We start from the raw sequence: 17989 nt of genomic DNA, 5'->3' as shown, positions 1-17989 counted from the left end.
GGCGGACAGCCTGCTCACCCGGCACCTCCCAGGGGTTCGGCGTGCCGGTGCCGGACGGCTCCGCGCAGCCAGTGCCGGACGGCGAGCGGCGGGATGAGCACGCTGGTGCCGAGCATCCCGGCGATCTCGCGGGCGGTGCGCGGCCCGGGCAGGATGCGGGCGAGGGCGAACTCGGTGGTGCCGAGCGTCCACAGGGCGGCGCAGGCGGTCGCGGCCCGGCGCCGCCCGGCCAGGGCGCAGCCGGCCGCGGCGAGGGCGGCGCCGGTGACCATCAGGTGGCGGGGCAGCCGGCCGCGCGGTGCCTGCGCGCGGTCCCACCAGTCGCGGCCGTGCAGCCGGTTCATCAGCGCGTCGTCGGCGTTGCCGCGCTGCGCGGGCATCGAGGCCCACCAGTGGGCGGGGCGGACCGGGTGCCGGGTGACCCGTGTGCCCCGGGTCAGCGACCAGCCGGCCCGCTGCACGCGCAGGGCGAGGTCTGCGTCCTCGCGGAAGGCCCGCGGGAAGCGTTCGTCGAAGCCGCCGGTCCGCTTGAGCGCCTCGGTGCGGTAGGCCATGTCGGCGGTGGCCCAGGCGGCGTTCTCCAGGCCCTTGGTGGTGCGTTCCCAGTCGGTGGGCCGGCGGTCCAGGGGCAGGGGGACACGCAACTGCCCCTGGACACCGCCGACGTCGGGGCCGGCCTGCCGCAGGTCGTCGGCGAGCCGCCGGGACCAGTCCGGCAGCACCTGGACGTCGTCGTCCAGGAAGACCGTCCAGGGCGTACGGACGGTCTGCCAGCCGGCGTTGCGGGCGGCGGCCGGCCCCTTGCCGCCGGTGCGCAGGGTGCGCACCCGGTCGAGCAGTTGCGCGGCCGGTTCCAGGGGCAGGTCGCCGTCGGGCGTGGGCCGGTCGTCCACGACGACCACCTCGTGCGGCGGATGGCCGTCGGCCGCGGCTAGCGCGCGCAGGCACTCGGCGAGGCAGGGGCGGCCGATCGTCGGGACGACGACGGTGTAGGCGGGGGCGTCGGTCATGCGAAGGCCTTCCCACGGCGGATCGCGAACGGGCCGAGCACCAACAGGTCGACCGGTGCCGAGCCGAAGCACTCCAGGGCGTCCCGGGGGTCGTCGACCATGGGCCGTCCGGCGGTGTTGAGGCTGGTGTTGACCACCACGGGCAGTCCGGTGCGCCGTTCGAAGCCCTCGATGACACGGGCCACGAGGGGTTCCTGGGCGCGGTCCACGGTCTGGATGCGGGCCGTGCCGTCGACGTGCACCACGGCCGGGATGCGGGCCTTCCACTCGGCGGCCACGTCGTGCACGAACAGCATGTGGGGGCTGGGCAGCGGCCCGTCGAAGATCTCGCCCGCGCGTTCGGCGAGCACCATGGGCGCGACGGGCCGGAACTCCTCGCGTCCCTTGACCGCGTTGAGCCGCTCCAGGTTCTCCGCCTTGCCGGGGTGGGCGAGCAGCGAGCGGTGTCCGAGCGCGCGCGGCCCGTACTCGCTGCGCCCCTGGAACCAGGCCACGATCCCGTCATCGGCCAGCGCCTGGGCGGCGGTCTCGGCGATGTCGGCGGGTTCCTCGTACGGTACGGCCGCCCGCTCCAGCCACGCGCGCAGTTCGGCGTCGCTCCAGCCCCGGCCGAGCGCGGCGGTCGGCATCGGCTCCAGGGTGTCCTTCTGCCCGGCGACGTGCGCGGCCGCGCCCAGGGCCGTGCCGGCGTCGCCGGCGGCGGGCTGCACCCATACGTGCTCGAAGCCGCTCTCCCGCCACAGCCGGGTGTTGGCGACGCAGTTCAGGGCGACACCGCCGGCCATGGTGAGCGCGTCCTCGCCGGTGCGCTCGCGCAGCCACCGGGCGAGGGCCAGCACGGCCTCCTCCAGGCAGAGCTGGGCGCTCGCGGCGAGGTCGGCGTGGTCCTGGCTCCAGGTGCCGCCGGCCGGGCGCGGCGGGACGAACTCGGCCCAGGGCACCGGGCGGGCCCGGAAGCCGCCGTCGTCGTCGGCCCGGACGTACTCCCGCAGCCGGCCGGCGAAGCGCGGGGTGCCGTACGAGGCGAGGGCCATGACCTTGAACTCGTCGCTGCTGCGCAGGAATCCGAGGTGCTGGGTGAGGTCCTCGTAGAAGAGGCCGAGGGAGTCCGGCAGTCGCTGGGTGGCGAGGACGGTCAGTTCGCGGTCGGTGTAGCGGCCGGCCAGGTGGGAGCCGCATTCGCCGCGGCCGTCCAGGACGAGGACGGCGCAGTCCGGGTACGGCGAGACGGGCCCGGCGGAGGCCGCGTGCGCGACGTGGTGCGGGACGAACCGCACCTTCGCCGGGTCGAGTCCGGGCAGGGCCTCGGCGAGGAAGTCGGGCGCCTCGCGGGCGTACTGCTGCCGCAGGTGGTCCCAGGGGTCGTGCAGCCCCATCTCGTCGGCGGGGCGGGCCAGCGCGGGGTCGTAGGAGTAGGCGACGGCGTCCAGGTCGGAGGGGGTGAGGCCGGCCTGCTCCAGACACCAGCGGGCCGACTGTTCGGGCAGTTCCCAGGCCGAGAAGGGAACGGGCCGCTTGCCGTGCTTACGGCGGGAGAACCGTTCCTCCTCCGCCGCCGCCACGACCCTGCCGTCGGTGACGAGGGCGGCGGCCGGGTCGTGGAAGAGTGCGTTGATACCGAGGACGTGCATGCGCTGTCTCCAGGGCCGGGGAACGTGCAGGGGGCGGGACCGGGTCAGGTCCGCGGGGCCGGTTCCTCCGCGCGCGGGGCCGGTTCCGGGGGCAGGGCCGCGAAGTAGGCGATGGTCTGCTTCAGGCCCTCTTCCCAGGGGACCTGCGGCGACCAGCCGAGCAGTTCGCGTGCGAGGGTGGTGTCGGGGCGGCGCCGGCCGGGGTCGTCGACGGGCCGGTCTATGAACGCGATCGGGGAGCGGGAACCGGTGAGGGCGACCACCCGGCGGGCCAGGTCGGCGACGGTGATCTCGTCGCTGCCGCCGATGTTGACCGGTCGTACGGACCTGCTCGCGGCCACCCGCAGGATGCCGTCGACCGTGTCGTCCACGTAGCACAGCGAGCGGGTCTGGCTGCCGTCGCCGGTGACCGTGAGCGGCTCCCCGGCGAGGGCCTGGCATATGAAGGTGGGCACGGCGCGGCCGTCGTGGGCCCGCATCCGCGGTCCGTAGGTGTTGAACAGCCGTACGATCCCGGCGTTCGTCCCCCTGGTGCCGGCGTGCGCCGTGACCAGGGCCTCGGCGAACCGTTTCGACTCGTCGTACACGCTGCGCGGTCCGACCGGGTTCACGTTGCCCCAGTAGCCCTCGTGCTGCGGGTGCACAAGGGGATCGCCGTACACCTCGGAGGTGGAGGCGAGCACGAAGCGGGCGTCGTCGCGTTCGGTGACCGCCAGCACGTTGCGGGTGCCGAGGCTGCCCACGTCCAGGGTCTCCAGGGGCATGCGCAGATAGTCGGCGGGCGAGGCCGGGCAGGCGAAGTGCAGCACCAGGTCGTACGGGCCCGCGAGCCGCTCGGTGCAGTCGGGGGCGGAGACGTCGCAGTGGACGTACCGGAAACCGGGCCGGTCCTCCAGGTGCGCGACGTTCTGGCGCCGCCCGCAGGCCAGGTTGTCGGCGCAGTCGACTTCGACACCTGAATCCAGCAGCCGCTCGCACAGATGGGAGCCGAGGAAGCCGGCGCCGCCGGTCACGAGGGCGCGCCGCCAGGAGAACGGTGTGTCACCAGTCATGGGGCTGTTCCTTCGTCCACGTCGATCGCGCCTGGGAACGCCTCTGCCTGGGCGTTCGGCGCGCGCCGCGTCGCCGGGACCGACGTCGTCGGCCCGCTGGGAGGAAAAGGGATCCGGCCCGGGTCCCCACTGAACTGGAGGACCGGCCTCGTCGGCCGCCGCTTGCTGGACGGCACTGGCAGCTGAGTTCCCCTGCCAGTTGGATTCACACGTTGCATCCTTATTGTCCGGACTCAGGGGTACTCGCGCGACTCCTGCGCCCCGATCACCACAGGGGAGAGGTTCATGCACGACGACGTCGCGGAGGCGGTGCTGCGTGCCCTGCGCGGGCCGGGCCGGCCTCCTAAGCGGCTGCTGCTCACCGGCTGGTTCAGCTTCCGGGACGGCGAGGCGACGGCCGGGGACGTGCTCGCGCAGCAGCACATGTCAGCCGCGCTGACCGGGGCGGGCGTCCGGCACGAGACGGCGTGGAGCCCCGGCTTCCGGCCCGGTGCGCTGTCGCTGGAGACGGCCGACCCGCGGGCCTACGACACTCTCCTCTTCGTGTGCGGCCCGGTGTACGGGTCCCAAGTCGCCGCTCTGCATGGAAGGTTCAGGTTCTGCAGACGACTGGCCGCCGGGGTCTCGGTGGTCGATCCGGCGGACCCGGCGGTCGCCGGTTTCCACGCGGTCGTCGCGCGGGACGGCACCGCCGCCCCGGCCCGGCGCGATCTCGCGGCCGACGCGCCGGCGGGCCCGCTGCCGCCCGTGGCCGGGGTGGTCCTCTCCCACGGCCAGGGCGAGTACGGAGCACGCCGGCGGCACGGGGAGGTGACCGATCGGATCACCGGCTGGCTGGCCGGCAAGGACTGCGCCCGGGTGCCGGCCGACACCCGGCTGGCCACCGACGACTGGCGCCTGTGCGCCACCGCCGAGCAGTTCCTCGCCCTCGTGGCCCGCCTCGACCTGGTCGTCACCACCCGGCTGCACGGCCTGGTGCTGGGCCTGCGCACCGGCACCCCGGTGATCGCGGTCGACCCGGTGGCGGGCGGCGCCAAGCTGAGCGCCCAGGCCCGGGCCCTGGACTGGCCGGCGCTGGTGGCGGCGGACGCGCTGAACCCGGACATCCTGGACCACTGGTGGGCGTGGGCGCTGTCCGGGGCGGGCCGGACGGCCGCAGCCTGCCACTCGATGCGCTGACCGGGCGCGACGGGCCGTGTAGCGGGCCCGGCCCGGGGCACTCGGCGCGGCGACGGCCGGCCGTTCACGGGCCGCCGCGTTTCACGCAGGAGGTAACGACCATGGGTCACGGCGGAAACGTCATCCAGGAGCTGACCACGGACCACCGCGAGGTCGAGGAGATCTTCGGCCGCATCGAGGCGCTGCCGCCCGGCTCCCAGGAACGCAAGAACCTCTGCGACCAGGCCACGATCGAGCTGGTGCGCCACTCGGTCGCGGAGGAGGCCTACCTCTACCCGGCGGTGCGCCGGCACCTGACGGGCGGGGACGCCCTGGCCGACAAGGAACTGGAGGACCACGCCAAGGCCGAGCAGATCATGAAGGACCTGGAGGGCTGCCAGGCGGACGATCCGCAGTTCGACTCGTTGATGGCGCAACTGATGAGCGAGATCCGGTCCCATGTGACGGACGAGGAGCAGAACCTCTTCCCGCAACTGGAGGCGGCCTGTCCCCCGGACGCGCTGATGGATCTCGGCGACAAGGTCCGCCGGGCGAAGAAGATGGCGCCCACCCGTCCGCACCCGTCGGCACCGGACAAGCCCCCGGCCAATAAGCTGCTGGCACCGGGGGCCGGTCTGGTCGACCGGATGCGCGACGCGCTGACGGGGCGGGGCAAGGAGAGCTGAGGCTGGGCGTGGAGAGCGGGGGCTGACGGAGAACGACGCCGCCCGGGCCCGCGGGGGCCGGGCGGCGTCGGCTGGACGCACGACAGGCGTCGGGGCTCGTCCCGGAGGGCCGAGCCACGGTTCCGTGCTGGCTCATCTGCGCTCCGGAGAGCCACGGTTCACAGCCACGGTTCCGTGCCACGGGGCGTCCGGGCACCGCTCCGGGGACGGGTGCGGGTCGCCCGGCACAGCAGCCGGAACGCCTGGAAGAGGGTCAGCGGCCACAGCAGCGCGAAGCACCACAGCAACGCGGGGTCCGAGGTGCGGATGCCCATGACGGCGACGAACACCGACGCGACCGTCAGCAGCAGCACCGCCGCCGGAAGCCAGACCTCGCGCGGGGCGGCGCCCATACGGCGCGCGAACCGCCGGTCCCGTCGCAGGTCCGCCTCGATCCGCAACAGCACCAGCCGCTCGCGCGTCGACAGCCGTACCTCGTCGCGCATCTCCCACATCTCCCAGTCGTCCACGGCAACGGCACCTCCTCCGCCGATCGGCGGCATCCCGGGCCCCGGGCCACCGAGTTCCCCGGCCGGCCCGGCCGATGCGGTGCCGCGCCGGGCCGGTCGGAAATGCCGGCGAAGGCGCGGGTGGAGAAAACTCCACCCGGGGACCGGTGGCCACCCCGACTGCGGCGCGGCCCCAGCACGGTCCACGATGGAGCCGGTCAGCCCCCGTACTTCCGGCCGTCCGTCCCGTCGTCCGCCCCGCGAGGAGCCACCGTGCCCAAGTCCACCGAGGTCCAGCCGACGCTCCGGCCGCAGGCTCGTCCGGCGGTCCAGCCGGCCGAGGAACACGCGATGTGGCCCTGGGTGGTCGTCGCGGCCGTCGCGGCCGGTGTGGTCGTCGTCCTGGTGAACGTACTGCTGACGGCCTGAGCCGGTTCGTCGCCTGAGGCGCCCGTGGTGCGAGACCGGTCGAAGTACCGCATAGTGAACACAGCTCTCGCACCAGGTCGGCTGGGGAGGACCGGGGCTGCCCGCGCACCACGCCTTCGCCCCCGGGGCCGCCGCGACGACGCTCAGCGGCCGGCACGGGTAGGACCGGCCCCCCGGAAGCGACGCGCCCGGCGGCGCGCAAAGGAGGCTGTATGTCGTCCCACGACCCGGCAGTGCTCGACTGCCCCTTCGACTTCGCCGACGCACTGGAGTACGACCCCGCGCTTGACGCGCTGGCACGGCGCGGCCCGGTCAGCCGGATCCGGTTGCCCTACGGCGAGGCGGAGGCGTGGCTGGTGACCAGCTTCGCCGGAGTGCGGCAGGTGACGTGCGATCCCCGGTTCAGCCGGGCGGCGATCGTCGGACGCGACTATCCGCGGATGACGCCCGAGCCGATCGTGTCACCCGAGTCGATCAACGTGACGGACCCGCCGCACGCCACCCGGCTGCGGCACGTGGCGGCCCAGGCGTTCACCCGGGAGCGGGTGGCGGCCATGCGGCCGGCCGTGGACCGGGTGGTGGCCGGGCTGCTGACGGCGATGGACGAGGCGGGGCCGCCCGCGGACCTGGTCACCCATCTGTCCGTACCGCTGCCCCACCTGACGATCTGCGAGCTGCTCGCGGTCCCCGAGGCCGACCGCGACGAGCTGCGCGCGCACACCATGCGGCTGCTGGCCACGTCGCCGGACGCGCGGCAGGATGCGGCCGACGCCAAGGCCTGCCTGCGGACGTACTTCGCCGAGCTGATCCCGGCCCGGCGGAGCTCGCCGGGTGAGGACCTGCTCAGCACGCTGGCCAACGCCCCGGTGCCGGAGGGCGAGGAGCCCCTGAGCGACGACGAGTTGGCGGTCCTGGCGGTGACGCTCATCCTCAGCGGCAACGACACCGCGACCTGCCAGATCAGCGACATCGCCTATCTGCTGCTGACCCGGCCCGAGGAGACGGCCGCGCTCGCGCGCGACCCCGAGCGGTTCCCCGCCGCGCTGGAGGAGCTGCTGCGGTTCATCCCGTTCCGCAAGGGCGTGGGCATTCCGCGGATCGCGCTGGAGGACGCGGAGATCGAGGGCGTTTCGATCCGCAAGGGCGACTACGTGCACGTGTCCTACCTCGCGGCGAACCGGGACCCGGCCGTCTTCCCCGACCCGCACAAGCTCGACCTGGAACGGCCGGTGCGCCCGCACATGACCTTCGGCTGGGGCGGGCACCACTGCCTCGCGGCACCGCTCGCCCGGGCGGAGCTGGACAGCGCGGTCTCCGGCCTGCTGGCCCGCTTCCCCAAGCTGCGCCTCGACGTCCCCGCCGACGAGATCGAATGGGACAACGGCACCATCCGCCGCTTCCCGCTGAGTCTGCCGGTCACCTGGTGAGGCCGGGCCGGGCCACCGCGGCACGGTCGGTGGCCCCCTGCCCCGCCGCCGTTCCCGCCTCCACCGAGTGGGTGCCTTCCGGCCCGCCGGGCGGTGTCCTGCCGCCGCGGGCCGCACCGGGCTTCTAGCCTCGACGGCATGTTGGGGCTTCCTGCTCACGTCCGTGCCTGCCTGTTCGACCTCGACGGGGTGCTCACCCAGACCGCGAAAGTGCACGCGGCCGCCTGGAAGGAGATGTTCGACGGCTATCTCCGCGAGCGCGCGACCCGTGAGGGCACCGCGTTCGTCCCCTTCGACGCGGTCGACGACTACGACGAATACGTGGACGGCCGGCCTCGTGAGGACGGGGTGCGCACGTTCCTCGCCTCGCGCGGGGTGCACCTGCCCGAGGGATCACCGGACGACCCGCCGGAGGCGGAGACCGTGAACGGACTGGGCAACCGGAAGAACGACCTGGTCCTGCGGCGGATCCACGAGGAAGGGGTGGAGCCCTACGAGGGCTCGGTCCGTTTCGTGCACGCGGTGCGGGAGGCCGGGCTGCGCTGCGCGGTCGTGTCGTCCAGCGCCAACTGCCGGGACGTCCTGGTGGCGGCGGGGATCGAGGACCTGTTCGACGAGCGGATCGACGGCGTGGTGACACGCGAGCGTCATCTGCGCGGCAAGCCCGCCCCGGACACCTACCTGGAGGCGGCCCGCGAACTCGGCGTCGAGCCGGGCGAGGCGGCCGTGTTCGAGGACGCCCTGGCCGGCGTCGAGTCGGGCCGGGCGGGACGGTTCGGCATCGTCGTGGGTGTCGACCGGGTGGGCCAGGCGGAGCAACTGCGCGAGCACGGGGCCGATGTGGTGGTCCGGGACCTGGCCGAGCTTCTGGAGTCGCGTTGATCACTCATCCCAGCTACACGGTCGAACCGTGGTGCCTGCGCGAAACCGAGCTGAACCTCGACGTGCTGGCCCAGAGCGAATCGGTGTTCGCGCTGTCCAACGGGCACGTCGGCTGGCGCGGCAACCTCGACGAGGGAGAGCCGCACGGGCTGCCCGGCGCCTACCTCAACGGCGTGTACGAGCGGCACCCGCTGCCGTACGCGGAAGCGGGCTACGGGTATCCCGAGTCCGGCGAGACGATGATCAACGTCACCGACGGCAAGATCATCAGGCTGCTCGTGGACGACCACCCGTGCGATCTGCGCTACGGCCGGCTGCTGGCGCACGAGCGGGTGCTGGACTTCCGCACCGGTGTGCTCAGCCGTACCGCGCGGTGGACGTCACCCGGCGGCCGTACCGTCCGGATCACCTCCCGCCGGCTCGTGTCCTTCACCCAGCGAGCCGTGGCCGCGGTGGTGTACGAGGTGGAGCCGGTCGACGGGCCGACCACGGTCGCCGTGCAGTCCGAACTCGTCGCCAACGAACAGCTGCCCCGCTTCCAGGGCGACCCGCGCGTCGCCGCGGCGACCGAGTCCCCGCTGATGCCCGAGGAGTACTTCGCGCAGGACACCCGGCTCCGGCTCGTGCACTGCACCGGCCGCAGCAGGCTGCGGGTGGGAGCGGCGGCCGACCATCTCGTGGAGGGGCCCGAGAGCACCAAGTGGACGGCGCAGAGCGAGCCCGACGTCAGCCGGCTGACGGTGACCGCGGACCTGGTGCCCGGACAGCCGCTGCGGCTGGTCAAGTTCGTGGCCTACGGCTGGTCCGGCGAGCGTTCGCTGCCGGCCGTGCACGACCAGGTGGACGGGGCGGTCGCGGCCGCCGTCAGCACCGGCTGGGACGGACTGGTCGCCGAACAGCGGGCGTACCTGGACCGCTTCTGGGCCGGTGCGGACGTCGAGGTGGACGGTGACGCGCAGATCCAGCAGGCGGTGCGGTTCGCCCTCTTCCACGTGCTCCAGGCGGCGGCCCGCGGCGAGAACCGGGCGATTCCCGCGAAGGGCCTGACCGGCACGGGGTACGACGGGCACTCCTTCTGGGACACCGAGTCCTATGTGCTGCCCGTCCTGACCTTCACCGCGCCGGAGGCCGTCGCGTCGGCGCTGCGCTGGCGGCACCGGACGCTGCCGGCGGCGCGGGAACGCGCGAGTCAACTCGGGCTGTCGGGAGCGACGTTCCCCTGGCGGACCATCGACGGCGCCGAGTGCTCCGCCTACTGGCCCGCCGGTACGGCCGCCTTCCACGTCAACGCCGACATCGCCATGGCCGTCGTACGGTACGTCATGGTGACCCAGGACGAGGACTTCGAGCGGGCCGAGGGGCTCGACCTCCTCGTGGAAACCGCCCGGTTGTGGCGCTCGCTCGGTCACCACGACCCGGAAGGCGTCTTCCACATCGACGGGGTCACGGGTCCCGACGAGTACAGCGCCTTCGCCCGGGACAACCTGTACACGAACCTGATGGCCCGTCACAACCTCCTGGCCGCCGCGGACGCGGCGGTGCGTCATCCCCACCGGGCGGCGGAACTCGGCGTCGACGACGAGGAGGCCGCGGTGTGGCGGGACGCGGCGGCCCGGATTGCGCTGCCGTACAACGAATCCCTCGGTGTCCACGAACAGTCGGCCGGGTTCACGACCTTCCAGCGCTGGGACTTCGAGGCCACCCCGCCCGAGAACTACCCGCTGCTGCTGCACTACCCCTACTTCGACCTGTACCGCAAACAGGTGGTGAAGCAGGCCGACCTGGTGCTGGCCATGATGGAGTGCCCGCACGCCTTCACCGACGAGCAGAAGGCGCGCAACTTCGCCTACTACGAGGCGCTGACCGTCCGCGACTCCTCCCTCTCGGCGTGCTGTCAGGCGGTGCTCGCCGCCGAGACCGGCCATCTGCGCCTGGCCTACGCCTACCTCGGTGAGGCCGCGCTGATGGACCTGGACGACCTGGAACACAACACCCGTGACGGGCTGCACATCGCCTCCCTCGCCGGGACCTGGATCGCCCTCGTCGCGGGCTTCGGAGGGCTGCGCCGGTACCTCGACGAGGACGGGAGTACAGGCCGGCTGGCGTTCACACCGCGCTTGCCGGAAGCGCTGTCCAGGCTGGCGTTCACCGTGCTGGTACGCGGACGCAGACTGAAGGTGGAGATCGGCCGGTCGCGCGCGCGCTACCAGCTCGTGGAGGGCGAACCACTCGACGTGCTCCACAACGGGGAGCTGATGACCCTGACCACCGGCGAGCCGGTCGACCGCCCGATGCCCCCCGCGCCCGCGCTCCCGGAACCCCAGCAGCCGCCGAGCCGCCGTCCGGTGGGCCTGCCCGTCGGGGAGGAGGACCGGGCCGAGAGACTCGAGTAGCACGGCGGCGACGGACCGGTGGGGGGACGGGCGCGACGGACGACGACGGGCGGCGGCGCATCGACCTGGAGGGCGTCCCCGAGACACTGTTGTGGAACCTCCACCAGCGGGCCTTCGAGGCACGGCAGCCGCGACCCGTGCTCGACGACCCGAAGGCGATCGAGCTCGTCGAGCGCATCGACTACCCCTTCGAAGAGACCTTCGGCACGCCCTCCCCACTCCTCGCCCAGGGGCAGGCCCTGCGGGTGCGCACCTTCGACGACGCCGTCAGGGCCTTCCTCCAGGAGCATCCCCGCGGCACCGTCGTCACGCTCGCCGAAGGGCTGGAGACGCAGTTCTGGCGGGTCGACAACGGCCGTGCGCACTGGCTCTGCGTGGAACCCCCGAAGACGGCGAAGGTGCGCCGGGCACTGCTGCCGGACCGGGAACGCCGCCGGACGCCGGCGCGGTCGGCACTGGACCTGTCCTGGCGGGACGAGGTCGACCCGTCGCACGGCGTGCTCGTCACCGCCCAGGGCCTGCTGATGTACCTGCGCCCGGCCGAGGTGCGGCACCTGATCGCCGGCTGCGCCGAGGCGTTCCCCTGCGGAGCACTGGTCTTCGACGCGGTGCCGCGGTGGTTCAGCGAACGCACCCGGCGCGGTCGGATGAAGACGGCGCAGGGCTATCTCGCTCCGCCCATGTCCTGGGGGCTCGTCGCCGGTGAGGTGCCGAAGATCCGCACGGCGCACCCGGCCGTCACCGAGGTGCGCGAACTGCCGCTGCCCCGGGGACGCGGCGCGTACTTCGGCGTGGTCCGGCCCGTGCTGCGGCGGCTGCCCGGAGCACGCAACGTCCGGCCGACCATGACCGTCCTGGCGCGGTTCGGCCCGACCGCGCAGATCGCCCGGCGGGCACTGTGGGTCGAGAGGCGGCTACGCACCGTGAAGCGGCGCGGTCGCAGGTGACCTTCGCCGCCGCAAGGTCGATACTTCCAGTAGACGGGACGGGCGGCCTCCCCCCTCGGGCGGCCGTCGGCACCTGACGTCCTGTCGACGCCGGTCCTGGGCGAAAGCGCCGAGCTCACGAGGAGATACGCATGAAGATGCTGATCAACGTCCCGGAGACCGTCGTGGCGGACGCGCTGCGCGGTATGGCGGCCGCGTATCCGGACCTGAACGTGGACGTGGAGAACCGGGTGATCGTCCGCCGGGACGCCCCCGTGGCCGGTCAGGTCGCGCTCGTGTCGGGCGGAGGCTCGGGGCACGAGCCGCTGCACGGCGGGTTCGTCGGCCCGGGCATGCTGTCCGCGGCCTGCCCCGGAGAGGTGTTCACCTCGCCGGTGCCCGACCAGATGGCGCGTGCCGCGGCAGCCGTGGACAGCGGCGCGGGCGTGCTGTTCGTGGTGAAGAACTACACCGGCGACGTGCTCAACTTCGACATGGCGGCCGAGCTCGCCGAGGACGAGGGCATCCAGGTCGCCAAGGTGCTCGTCGACGACGACGTGGCCGTCACCGACAGCCTCTACACGGCCGGCCGGCGCGGCACCGGCGCGACGCTCTTCGTGGAGAAGATCGCGGGCGCCGCCGCGGCCGAGGGGCAGCCGCTGGAGCGCGTGGAGGCCATCGGCCGCCAGGTCAACGAGAACTCCCGCAGTTTCGGCGTGGCCCTGAGCGCCTGCACGACCCCGGCGAAGGGCAGCCCGACCTTCGACCTGCCCGACGGCGAACTGGAGTTGGGCATCGGCATCCACGGTGAGCCGGGCCGCGAGCGGCGGCCGATGATGACCTCCGGGGAGATCGCCGACTTCGCGGTCAACGCCATCCTGGAGGACATGCCGCCGCGCAGCCCGGTCCTGGTGCTGGTCAACGGGATGGGCGCGACGCCGCTGCTGGAGCTGTACGGCTTCAACGCGGAGGTGCAGCGGGTGCTGCGGGAACGCGGGGTCGCCGTGGCCCGCATCCTCGTCGGCAACTACGTGACCTCGCTGGACATGGCGGGCGCCTCGGTGACGCTGTGCCAGGCCGACGAGGAGCTGCTGCGGCTGTGGGACGCGCCGGTGAAGACCCCGGCGCTGCGCTGGGGAATGTGACACGGCGGAGCAGACGGCGACCCATCCCGGCCGAACGGCCGACAGCCCTACCACGCGAGGAGATCCAGTGCTCGACGCCGAATTCTTCCGCCGTTGGATGGCGACGGCCGCCGCGGCCGTCAGCCGCGAGGCGGAACGGCTCACCGCCCTCGACTCGGCCATCGGGGACGCGGACCACGGCAGCAATCTGCAGCGCGGGTTCACGGCCGTGACGGCCGTCCTGGAGAAGGAGGCGCCGGACACCCCGGGTGCCGTGCTGACGCTGGCCGGGCGGCAGTTGATCTCGACGGTCGGCGGTGCGTCCGGACCGCTGTACGGCACCCTGCTGCGCCGGACCGGCAAGGCGCTCGGGGACGCCGCCGAGGTCGGCGAGGAGGAGCTGGCCGCGGCGCTGCGCGCGGGCGTGGAGGGGGTGATGACGCTCGGCGGGGCGGCACCCGGCGACAAGACCATGATCGACGCCCTGGTGCCGGCCGTGGACGCGCTCGGGACCGGGTTCGGCGCCGCGCGGGCCGCCGCCGAGGAGGGCGCGCGGGCGACCATCCCGTTGCAGGCCCGCAAGGGGCGGGCGAGCTATCTGGGCGAGCGCAGCATCGGCCACCAGGACCCGGGGGCGACCTCGTCGGCGCTGCTGATCGCCGCGCTGGCCGAGACGGCGGAGGCGGAGCAGTGAGCGAGGGGAAGCTGGTCGGGATCGTGCTGGTGTCGCACAGCGCGGAGGTGGCCGCCTCGGTCGCCGAGCTGGCCAAGAGGCTGGCGGGCGGGGCGACCGCGGTACCGGTGGCCCCGGCGGGCGGCACCGCGGACGGCGGGCTCGGCACCAGCGCCGAGCTGGTCTCCGCCGCGGCGGCCTCGGTGGACCGGGGGGCCGGGGTGGCGGTCCTCACCGACCTGGGCAGCGCGGTGCTCACGGTGAAGGCGCTGCTCGCCGAGGGCGACGAACTGCCGGACGGCACGCGCCTGGTGGACGCGCCGTTCGTGGAGGGCGCGGTGGCCGCCGTGGTCACCTCCGCCGCCGGGGCGGACCTCGACGCGGTGGAGGCCGCGGCGGCGGAGGCGTACAGCTACCGCAAGGTGTGACACCGGGGTACCGCAAGGTGTGCCACCGGGGCCCCGGCCCGGCCGACGGTCGGCCGGGGTTCCCTGAGGGGCCGGCCAGTGACGATCGGCTCGGGCTTCCGTGCCGGGCCGGCCAGTGGCCGCCGAGGCATGGCGGCCCGCGCGGGCGCCGGAGGAGCGCCGGGTACCCCGGACCGGTCGGTCAGTCGGTCGTGAGGAACTGTTTGGCCAGCCGTTCGCCCGTCGACACCGCTGCCTCGTGGTCCTCGATCGGGGTGATCCGGGAGTTCCGGAAGAGGATGTAGGTGACGTCGGACGGCGCGCCGCCGGTGAGCGGGTCGGGGTCGATGCCGAGGTCCTCGGCGGTGGCGTAGGAGGCCTCGCCGATGAGGTCGCTCGGGCCGGTGTCGCCGACGACCGCGTACCGCACCCGGTCGCCGTGGACGACGGCCGCCACGGAGCCGCCCTGGATGCCGTGCTCGCGGTAGTCCCAGCGGGAGCTGGGCGCGGGGACCACGATGTAGGGCAGCGTCTCGGCGTTCAGGTGGAGGCCGTCGGACTGCTGGAAGGCCGTGGTGGGGGCGAAGACCGGGTCGGTGCCGGAGTTGCAGTGGGTGGTGGGCCGCCCGTCGCAGTCAACGTCCAGGTCGGCCTTCCAGAAGACGGCGTCGTCGGTGCCGCAGACGGGGACGGTCGCGGGGCTGCCGGCGTCGGTGCGGTACCGGCCCCGGGAGAGCTCGGTGCACGTGCCGGTCCGAGCCAGCAGGTCGGCGGCGGTGACCCCGCCCTCACCCCGGGCCGCGGGCCGCTCGCGGGGCGGGACGGCGGTGGCCGGGGCGGGCAGCGCCGCCGGGGCGATCAGGGCGGCGCCGGCCGCGGCCAGGATCAGCGACGGGACACGCACGATGAGGGACCCTCTCGTCGGGGACATGGCGGACATCCAGCACACTGTGGTGCGGCTCCGGGCGCAGGGCCACGGGGGCCGCCGCGAAGGGGCCGGATGGAGCACGCTTCTGACACCCCGTAAGGGGACAACTGGGCGAGCCTCGGGGCTCGGCGGAGACAACAGGGGCCGGGGATCCGGACCGGGTACCGACCCGGATCCCCCGGCCACCCGCGCCGGCGCGGTTTCGGCGACGACAGCGTGTCCGCGCCACGGGCATGAACTTCCCCGCCCTCTTGGGTAGTTCAGCCGTTGGGACGCTCAGCATACGTAACGTCCGGGGATGCTCACCAACGCGGCCCCCTTGCTGTGGCCGCACCGGCCGGGCCATATTGGTCCGGACCTTTAGGGATGCCGAGGCCGTCCGGGGGAGGCAGAACCGTGCGACGCGTTCCCGTTCCGCTCGTACTGGTCTGCGGCTCGCTGCTGCTGGTCGCGTCCTGCGGCTGGAGCCGTGCCGACGACGGTGGCGGCGAGGGCCGGGTGCCCGGCGCCCCGGTCGGGGTCACCGCCGCGGCGGGCAGCGCCACCAGCGTCCACGTGATGTGGAACGCGGCACCGGACGGCTCAGGCGTCCGCGTCTACGAGGTCTATCGCGGCCCCACCAAGGTGGCGGAAGTACCGGGTTCACAGCACATGGTGGACGTCACCAGGCTCAGGCCGTCCACCATGTATGCGTTCACCGTGCGGGCCCGGGACGGCGCGGGCCGTTCGGGCCCGCCGAGCCGGGCGGTGCGCGCCCGGACGCCGGCTGTGGCGGCGGCGGACCACTCGGCGCCGACCCGGCCGGCGACGACCACCGGGCGGGCCGTGGGCAGCCGCGCGGTCCAGCTGTCCTGGGGCGCGTCGCGGGACGACCGGGGCGTGCTGTCGTACGACGTCTACCAGGGCGGAGTGAAGATCCACAGCGTCGGCGGCGACCAGACCGCCACCGTCGTCACCGGCCTGCGCCCCGGCAGCCGTTACGTCTTCACGGTCCGGGCCCGCGACGCCGCCGACAACCTCTCCCCCGCCGGCGCCCCGGTCCGCCTCACCACGCCGGGCACCGACGACGGCCGGAACACCGCGCCCACCGGGTTCACCGCCGCCACCCACCGCTCCGGCGGGGCCCACTACATCGACCTGGCCTGGGACCCGCCGCGCACGGACGGAGTGATCACCGAGTACCGGATCGAGCTGGACCGCACCGCGACCACCTCCCTGGTCTGGGGCGGCACACCGCCGCGAGGCCGGGCACGCCACAGCTTCTACGTGGGCACCACCGCCGGGGAGGAACACCGGGTGCGACTGCGGGCCCGACTCCCGGACGGCACCTGGGGCGGCTGGTCGGTGGAGCGGACGGTGACCACGGGCGGCTGACCGGCGCACCCCGCAGGCGTGACGACGCGCGGCTGACCGGAGCATCGGGTCGGCGTGTCCGTGTGCGCCGGACGGAGTAGCCCGTCACCCGGCCGGACGCGTCCCGCATGCGGGTGGGTCCGGTGACGCGTTGGCTGCGGTTGAGGCAGCACGGACGTTTCCCGACCCCCGGCGGCGCATGGGACGTACCGCCGACCGTGCCGCCGGAGGCCAGCCCATGCACACCTCGCGACTTCTGCTCCGCTCCGGCCTGACCCTGGCGGCCGCCGCCGCCCTGCCGGCCGCGCTCGCCGGGCCGTCCGCCGCGGTCTCGGGCATCTCGGTCAGCACCACTGGCACCACGGTCTCCGTGGTCACCAGCGCCTGCACCCAGATCAACGGCAGCTGGGGAACGGCAGCCCTGCTCACCAGCCGGCAGGCGAACTTCGCCCAGGGCCGGCAGGTGGCCCTGTCCGGCACGTCCGTCAGCCAGTCAGCGGCCTGGACGGGGGTGAGCCCGGGGACGTACACCGTGGTGGTGGTCTGCTCCAGCGGCCTCACGGCGGGCAGCCAGTCGGTGATCGTGTCCGGGTCCGCGCCCGCTTCCGCTCCCGTGTCCACGCCGGCACCCGCGAAACCGACGATCTCCTCGACGTCCGTCCCGGCACCGTCCCGGGGCGTGATGGGCGGACTCGGCGGCGCCGCCCGCGACTACGGCCCGCTGACCCTGGGCGTCGGCGCTGCCCTGGTCGGCGCCGGGGTCGTGGCCACGGGCTGGGTCCTGCGCCGCCGCTCGAAGCCCTACCGGCTCTGAGCGGTCCTCACGGCCGTACCGGCGAACGAGCGCGCCTCAGTCGGTGTCCGGCAGCTCGGCGAACTCCGTCAGGGCGTGGGTGAGCCACTGGGTCCAGAAGGTCTCCAGGTCGATGCCCGCCCGCAGGACCAGGTGCCGCAGCCGGTCCTGCGGGGCGTCCCGGTCGGGCGGGAAGTCGCGCTCCTCGATCTGCCGGTACTCGGCCAGCTGCCGCCGGTGCAGCTCCAGATGGCGGCGCAGATCCGCCTCCAGGCCCGCGGTGCCGACCACGGCCGCCGCGCGCAGCCGCAGCAGGAGCGGATCCCGCATGGTCTTCGGGTCCTGTGCGGCGGCGGTCCAGCGGGCCAGCTCGGCGCGGCCCGCGGGCAGGACCTCGTAGCTCTTCTTCTGCCCGCGGGCCGGCTGCACGGCCGGCAAGGTGCGGATGAGGCCCTCCGCCTCCAGTTTCCCCAGCTCGCGATAGATCTGCTGGTGCGTCGCGGACCAGAAGTAGCCGATCGACTTGTCGAACCGGCGGGTCAGCTCCAGTCCCGACGACGGCTTTTCCAGCAGGGCGGTGAGGATCGCGTGCGGGAGTGACATGGGCTCATCCTAGGGACGCGTGCGCG

General features: G+C 73.8%; 18 protein-coding genes. 12 read left to right on the top strand and 6 right to left on the bottom strand.

Features of this window, described 5'->3' with window-relative positions; translation table 11 throughout:
* Positions 1-14 precede the first annotated feature (14 nt).
* Genes OO52_RS13795 through OO52_RS13785 form a run of 3 tightly spaced genes read right to left on the bottom strand, consistent with a single transcriptional unit; the run spans position 15 to position 3693 of the window.
* Positions 15-1010, bottom strand: coding sequence for a glycosyltransferase family 2 protein (locus OO52_RS13795; protein WP_030644223.1), 996 nt, complete (start codon positions 1008-1010; stop codon positions 15-17).
* The gene (locus tag OO52_RS13790) at positions 1007-2641 is read right to left on the bottom strand and encodes a carbamoyltransferase family protein (protein ID WP_030644222.1); all 1635 of its coding nucleotides are present in this window, start codon (positions 2639-2641) and stop codon (positions 1007-1009) included. Before OO52_RS13790 ends, OO52_RS13795 begins: the two co-directional genes overlap by 4 nt.
* Positions 2642-2685: 44 nt before the next feature.
* On the bottom strand, positions 2686-3693 hold the full coding sequence (locus tag OO52_RS13785; RefSeq protein WP_030644221.1) for an NAD-dependent epimerase/dehydratase family protein: 1008 nt from the start codon (positions 3691-3693) through the stop codon (positions 2686-2688).
* A 285-nt stretch (positions 3694-3978) separates the two neighbouring features.
* Between OO52_RS13785 and OO52_RS13780 the strand changes: the two genes are divergently transcribed.
* On the top strand, positions 3979-4872 hold the full coding sequence (locus OO52_RS13780) for a polysaccharide pyruvyl transferase family protein (RefSeq protein WP_030644220.1): 894 nt from the start codon (positions 3979-3981) through the stop codon (positions 4870-4872).
* 101 nt (positions 4873-4973) lie between these two features.
* On the top strand, positions 4974-5537 hold the full coding sequence (locus OO52_RS13775; protein ID WP_030644219.1) for a hemerythrin domain-containing protein: 564 nt from the start codon (positions 4974-4976) through the stop codon (positions 5535-5537).
* A gap of 158 nt (positions 5538-5695) precedes the next feature.
* On the opposite strand, the gene OO52_RS13770 is transcribed toward OO52_RS13775, so the two are convergent.
* Positions 5696-6046 (bottom strand): DUF3040 domain-containing protein, encoded by a 351-nt coding sequence (locus OO52_RS13770; protein WP_030644218.1) that lies wholly within the window; start codon positions 6044-6046, stop codon positions 5696-5698.
* A gap of 252 nt (positions 6047-6298) precedes the next feature.
* Between OO52_RS13770 and OO52_RS51480 the strand changes: the two genes are divergently transcribed.
* The 8 genes from OO52_RS51480 to OO52_RS13735 all read left to right on the top strand — a co-directional run bounded on the left by OO52_RS51480 (position 6299) and on the right by OO52_RS13735 (position 14307).
* Positions 6299-6454, top strand: coding sequence for a hypothetical protein (locus OO52_RS51480; protein ID WP_167347915.1), 156 nt, complete (start codon positions 6299-6301; stop codon positions 6452-6454).
* A 212-nt stretch (positions 6455-6666) separates the two neighbouring features.
* Complete coding sequence (locus OO52_RS13765) at positions 6667-7881, top strand: cytochrome P450 (RefSeq protein ID WP_030644217.1); 1215 nt, start codon at positions 6667-6669, stop codon at positions 7879-7881.
* A gap of 138 nt (positions 7882-8019) precedes the next feature.
* Positions 8020-8763 carry an HAD family hydrolase gene (locus OO52_RS13760; protein WP_030644216.1) on the top strand — a complete coding sequence of 248 codons (744 nt, stop codon included), beginning with the start codon at positions 8020-8022 and terminating at the stop codon, positions 8761-8763.
* A complete protein-coding gene (locus OO52_RS13755) occupies positions 8760-11156 on the top strand; it encodes a glycoside hydrolase family 65 protein (RefSeq protein WP_030644215.1) in 2397 nt (798 codons plus the stop codon). Before OO52_RS13760 ends, OO52_RS13755 begins: the two co-directional genes overlap by 4 nt.
* 89 nt (positions 11157-11245) lie before the next feature.
* A complete protein-coding gene (locus OO52_RS13750) occupies positions 11246-12103 on the top strand; it encodes a class I SAM-dependent methyltransferase (protein ID WP_420711435.1) in 858 nt (285 codons plus the stop codon).
* 131 nt (positions 12104-12234) lie between these two features.
* The gene (gene dhaK, locus OO52_RS13745; RefSeq protein WP_030644211.1) at positions 12235-13227 is read left to right on the top strand and encodes a dihydroxyacetone kinase subunit DhaK; all 993 of its coding nucleotides are present in this window, start codon (positions 12235-12237) and stop codon (positions 13225-13227) included.
* Between the two features lie 67 nt (positions 13228-13294).
* Positions 13295-13900 (top strand): dihydroxyacetone kinase subunit DhaL, encoded by a 606-nt coding sequence (gene dhaL, locus OO52_RS13740; protein WP_030644209.1) that lies wholly within the window; start codon positions 13295-13297, stop codon positions 13898-13900.
* Entirely contained in the window at positions 13897-14307 is a 411-nt protein-coding gene (locus OO52_RS13735; RefSeq protein ID WP_030644208.1) for a PTS-dependent dihydroxyacetone kinase phosphotransferase subunit DhaM, read from the top strand. The genes dhaL and OO52_RS13735 overlap by 4 nt, the downstream gene beginning before the upstream one ends.
* A gap of 181 nt (positions 14308-14488) precedes the next feature.
* On the opposite strand, the gene OO52_RS13730 is transcribed toward OO52_RS13735, so the two are convergent.
* Entirely contained in the window at positions 14489-15190 is a 702-nt protein-coding gene (locus tag OO52_RS13730) for a glycoside hydrolase family 75 protein (protein WP_030644207.1), read from the bottom strand.
* Between the two features lie 420 nt (positions 15191-15610).
* Here OO52_RS13730 and OO52_RS13725 point away from each other — a divergent pair, with 420 nt between their 5' ends.
* Positions 15611-16588, top strand: a complete 978-nt coding sequence (locus OO52_RS13725; protein WP_030644206.1) for a fibronectin type III domain-containing protein — start codon at positions 15611-15613, stop codon at positions 16586-16588.
* Positions 16589-16805: 217 nt separating this feature from the next.
* Complete coding sequence (locus OO52_RS13720) at positions 16806-17381, top strand: hypothetical protein (protein ID WP_030644205.1); 576 nt, start codon at positions 16806-16808, stop codon at positions 17379-17381.
* A 36-nt stretch (positions 17382-17417) separates the two neighbouring features.
* Here OO52_RS13720 and OO52_RS13715 read toward each other — a convergent pair whose 3' ends face one another.
* Positions 17418-17963, bottom strand: a complete 546-nt coding sequence (locus OO52_RS13715) for a PadR family transcriptional regulator (RefSeq protein ID WP_030644204.1) — start codon at positions 17961-17963, stop codon at positions 17418-17420.
* Positions 17964-17989 lie beyond the last annotated feature (26 nt).

This window comes from Streptomyces flaveolus, assembly GCF_000716535.1.
Taxonomy (GTDB): domain Bacteria; phylum Actinomycetota; class Actinomycetes; order Streptomycetales; family Streptomycetaceae; genus Streptomyces; species Streptomyces flaveolus_A.
This window is presented reverse-complemented; position numbering and strand designations above follow the sequence as displayed.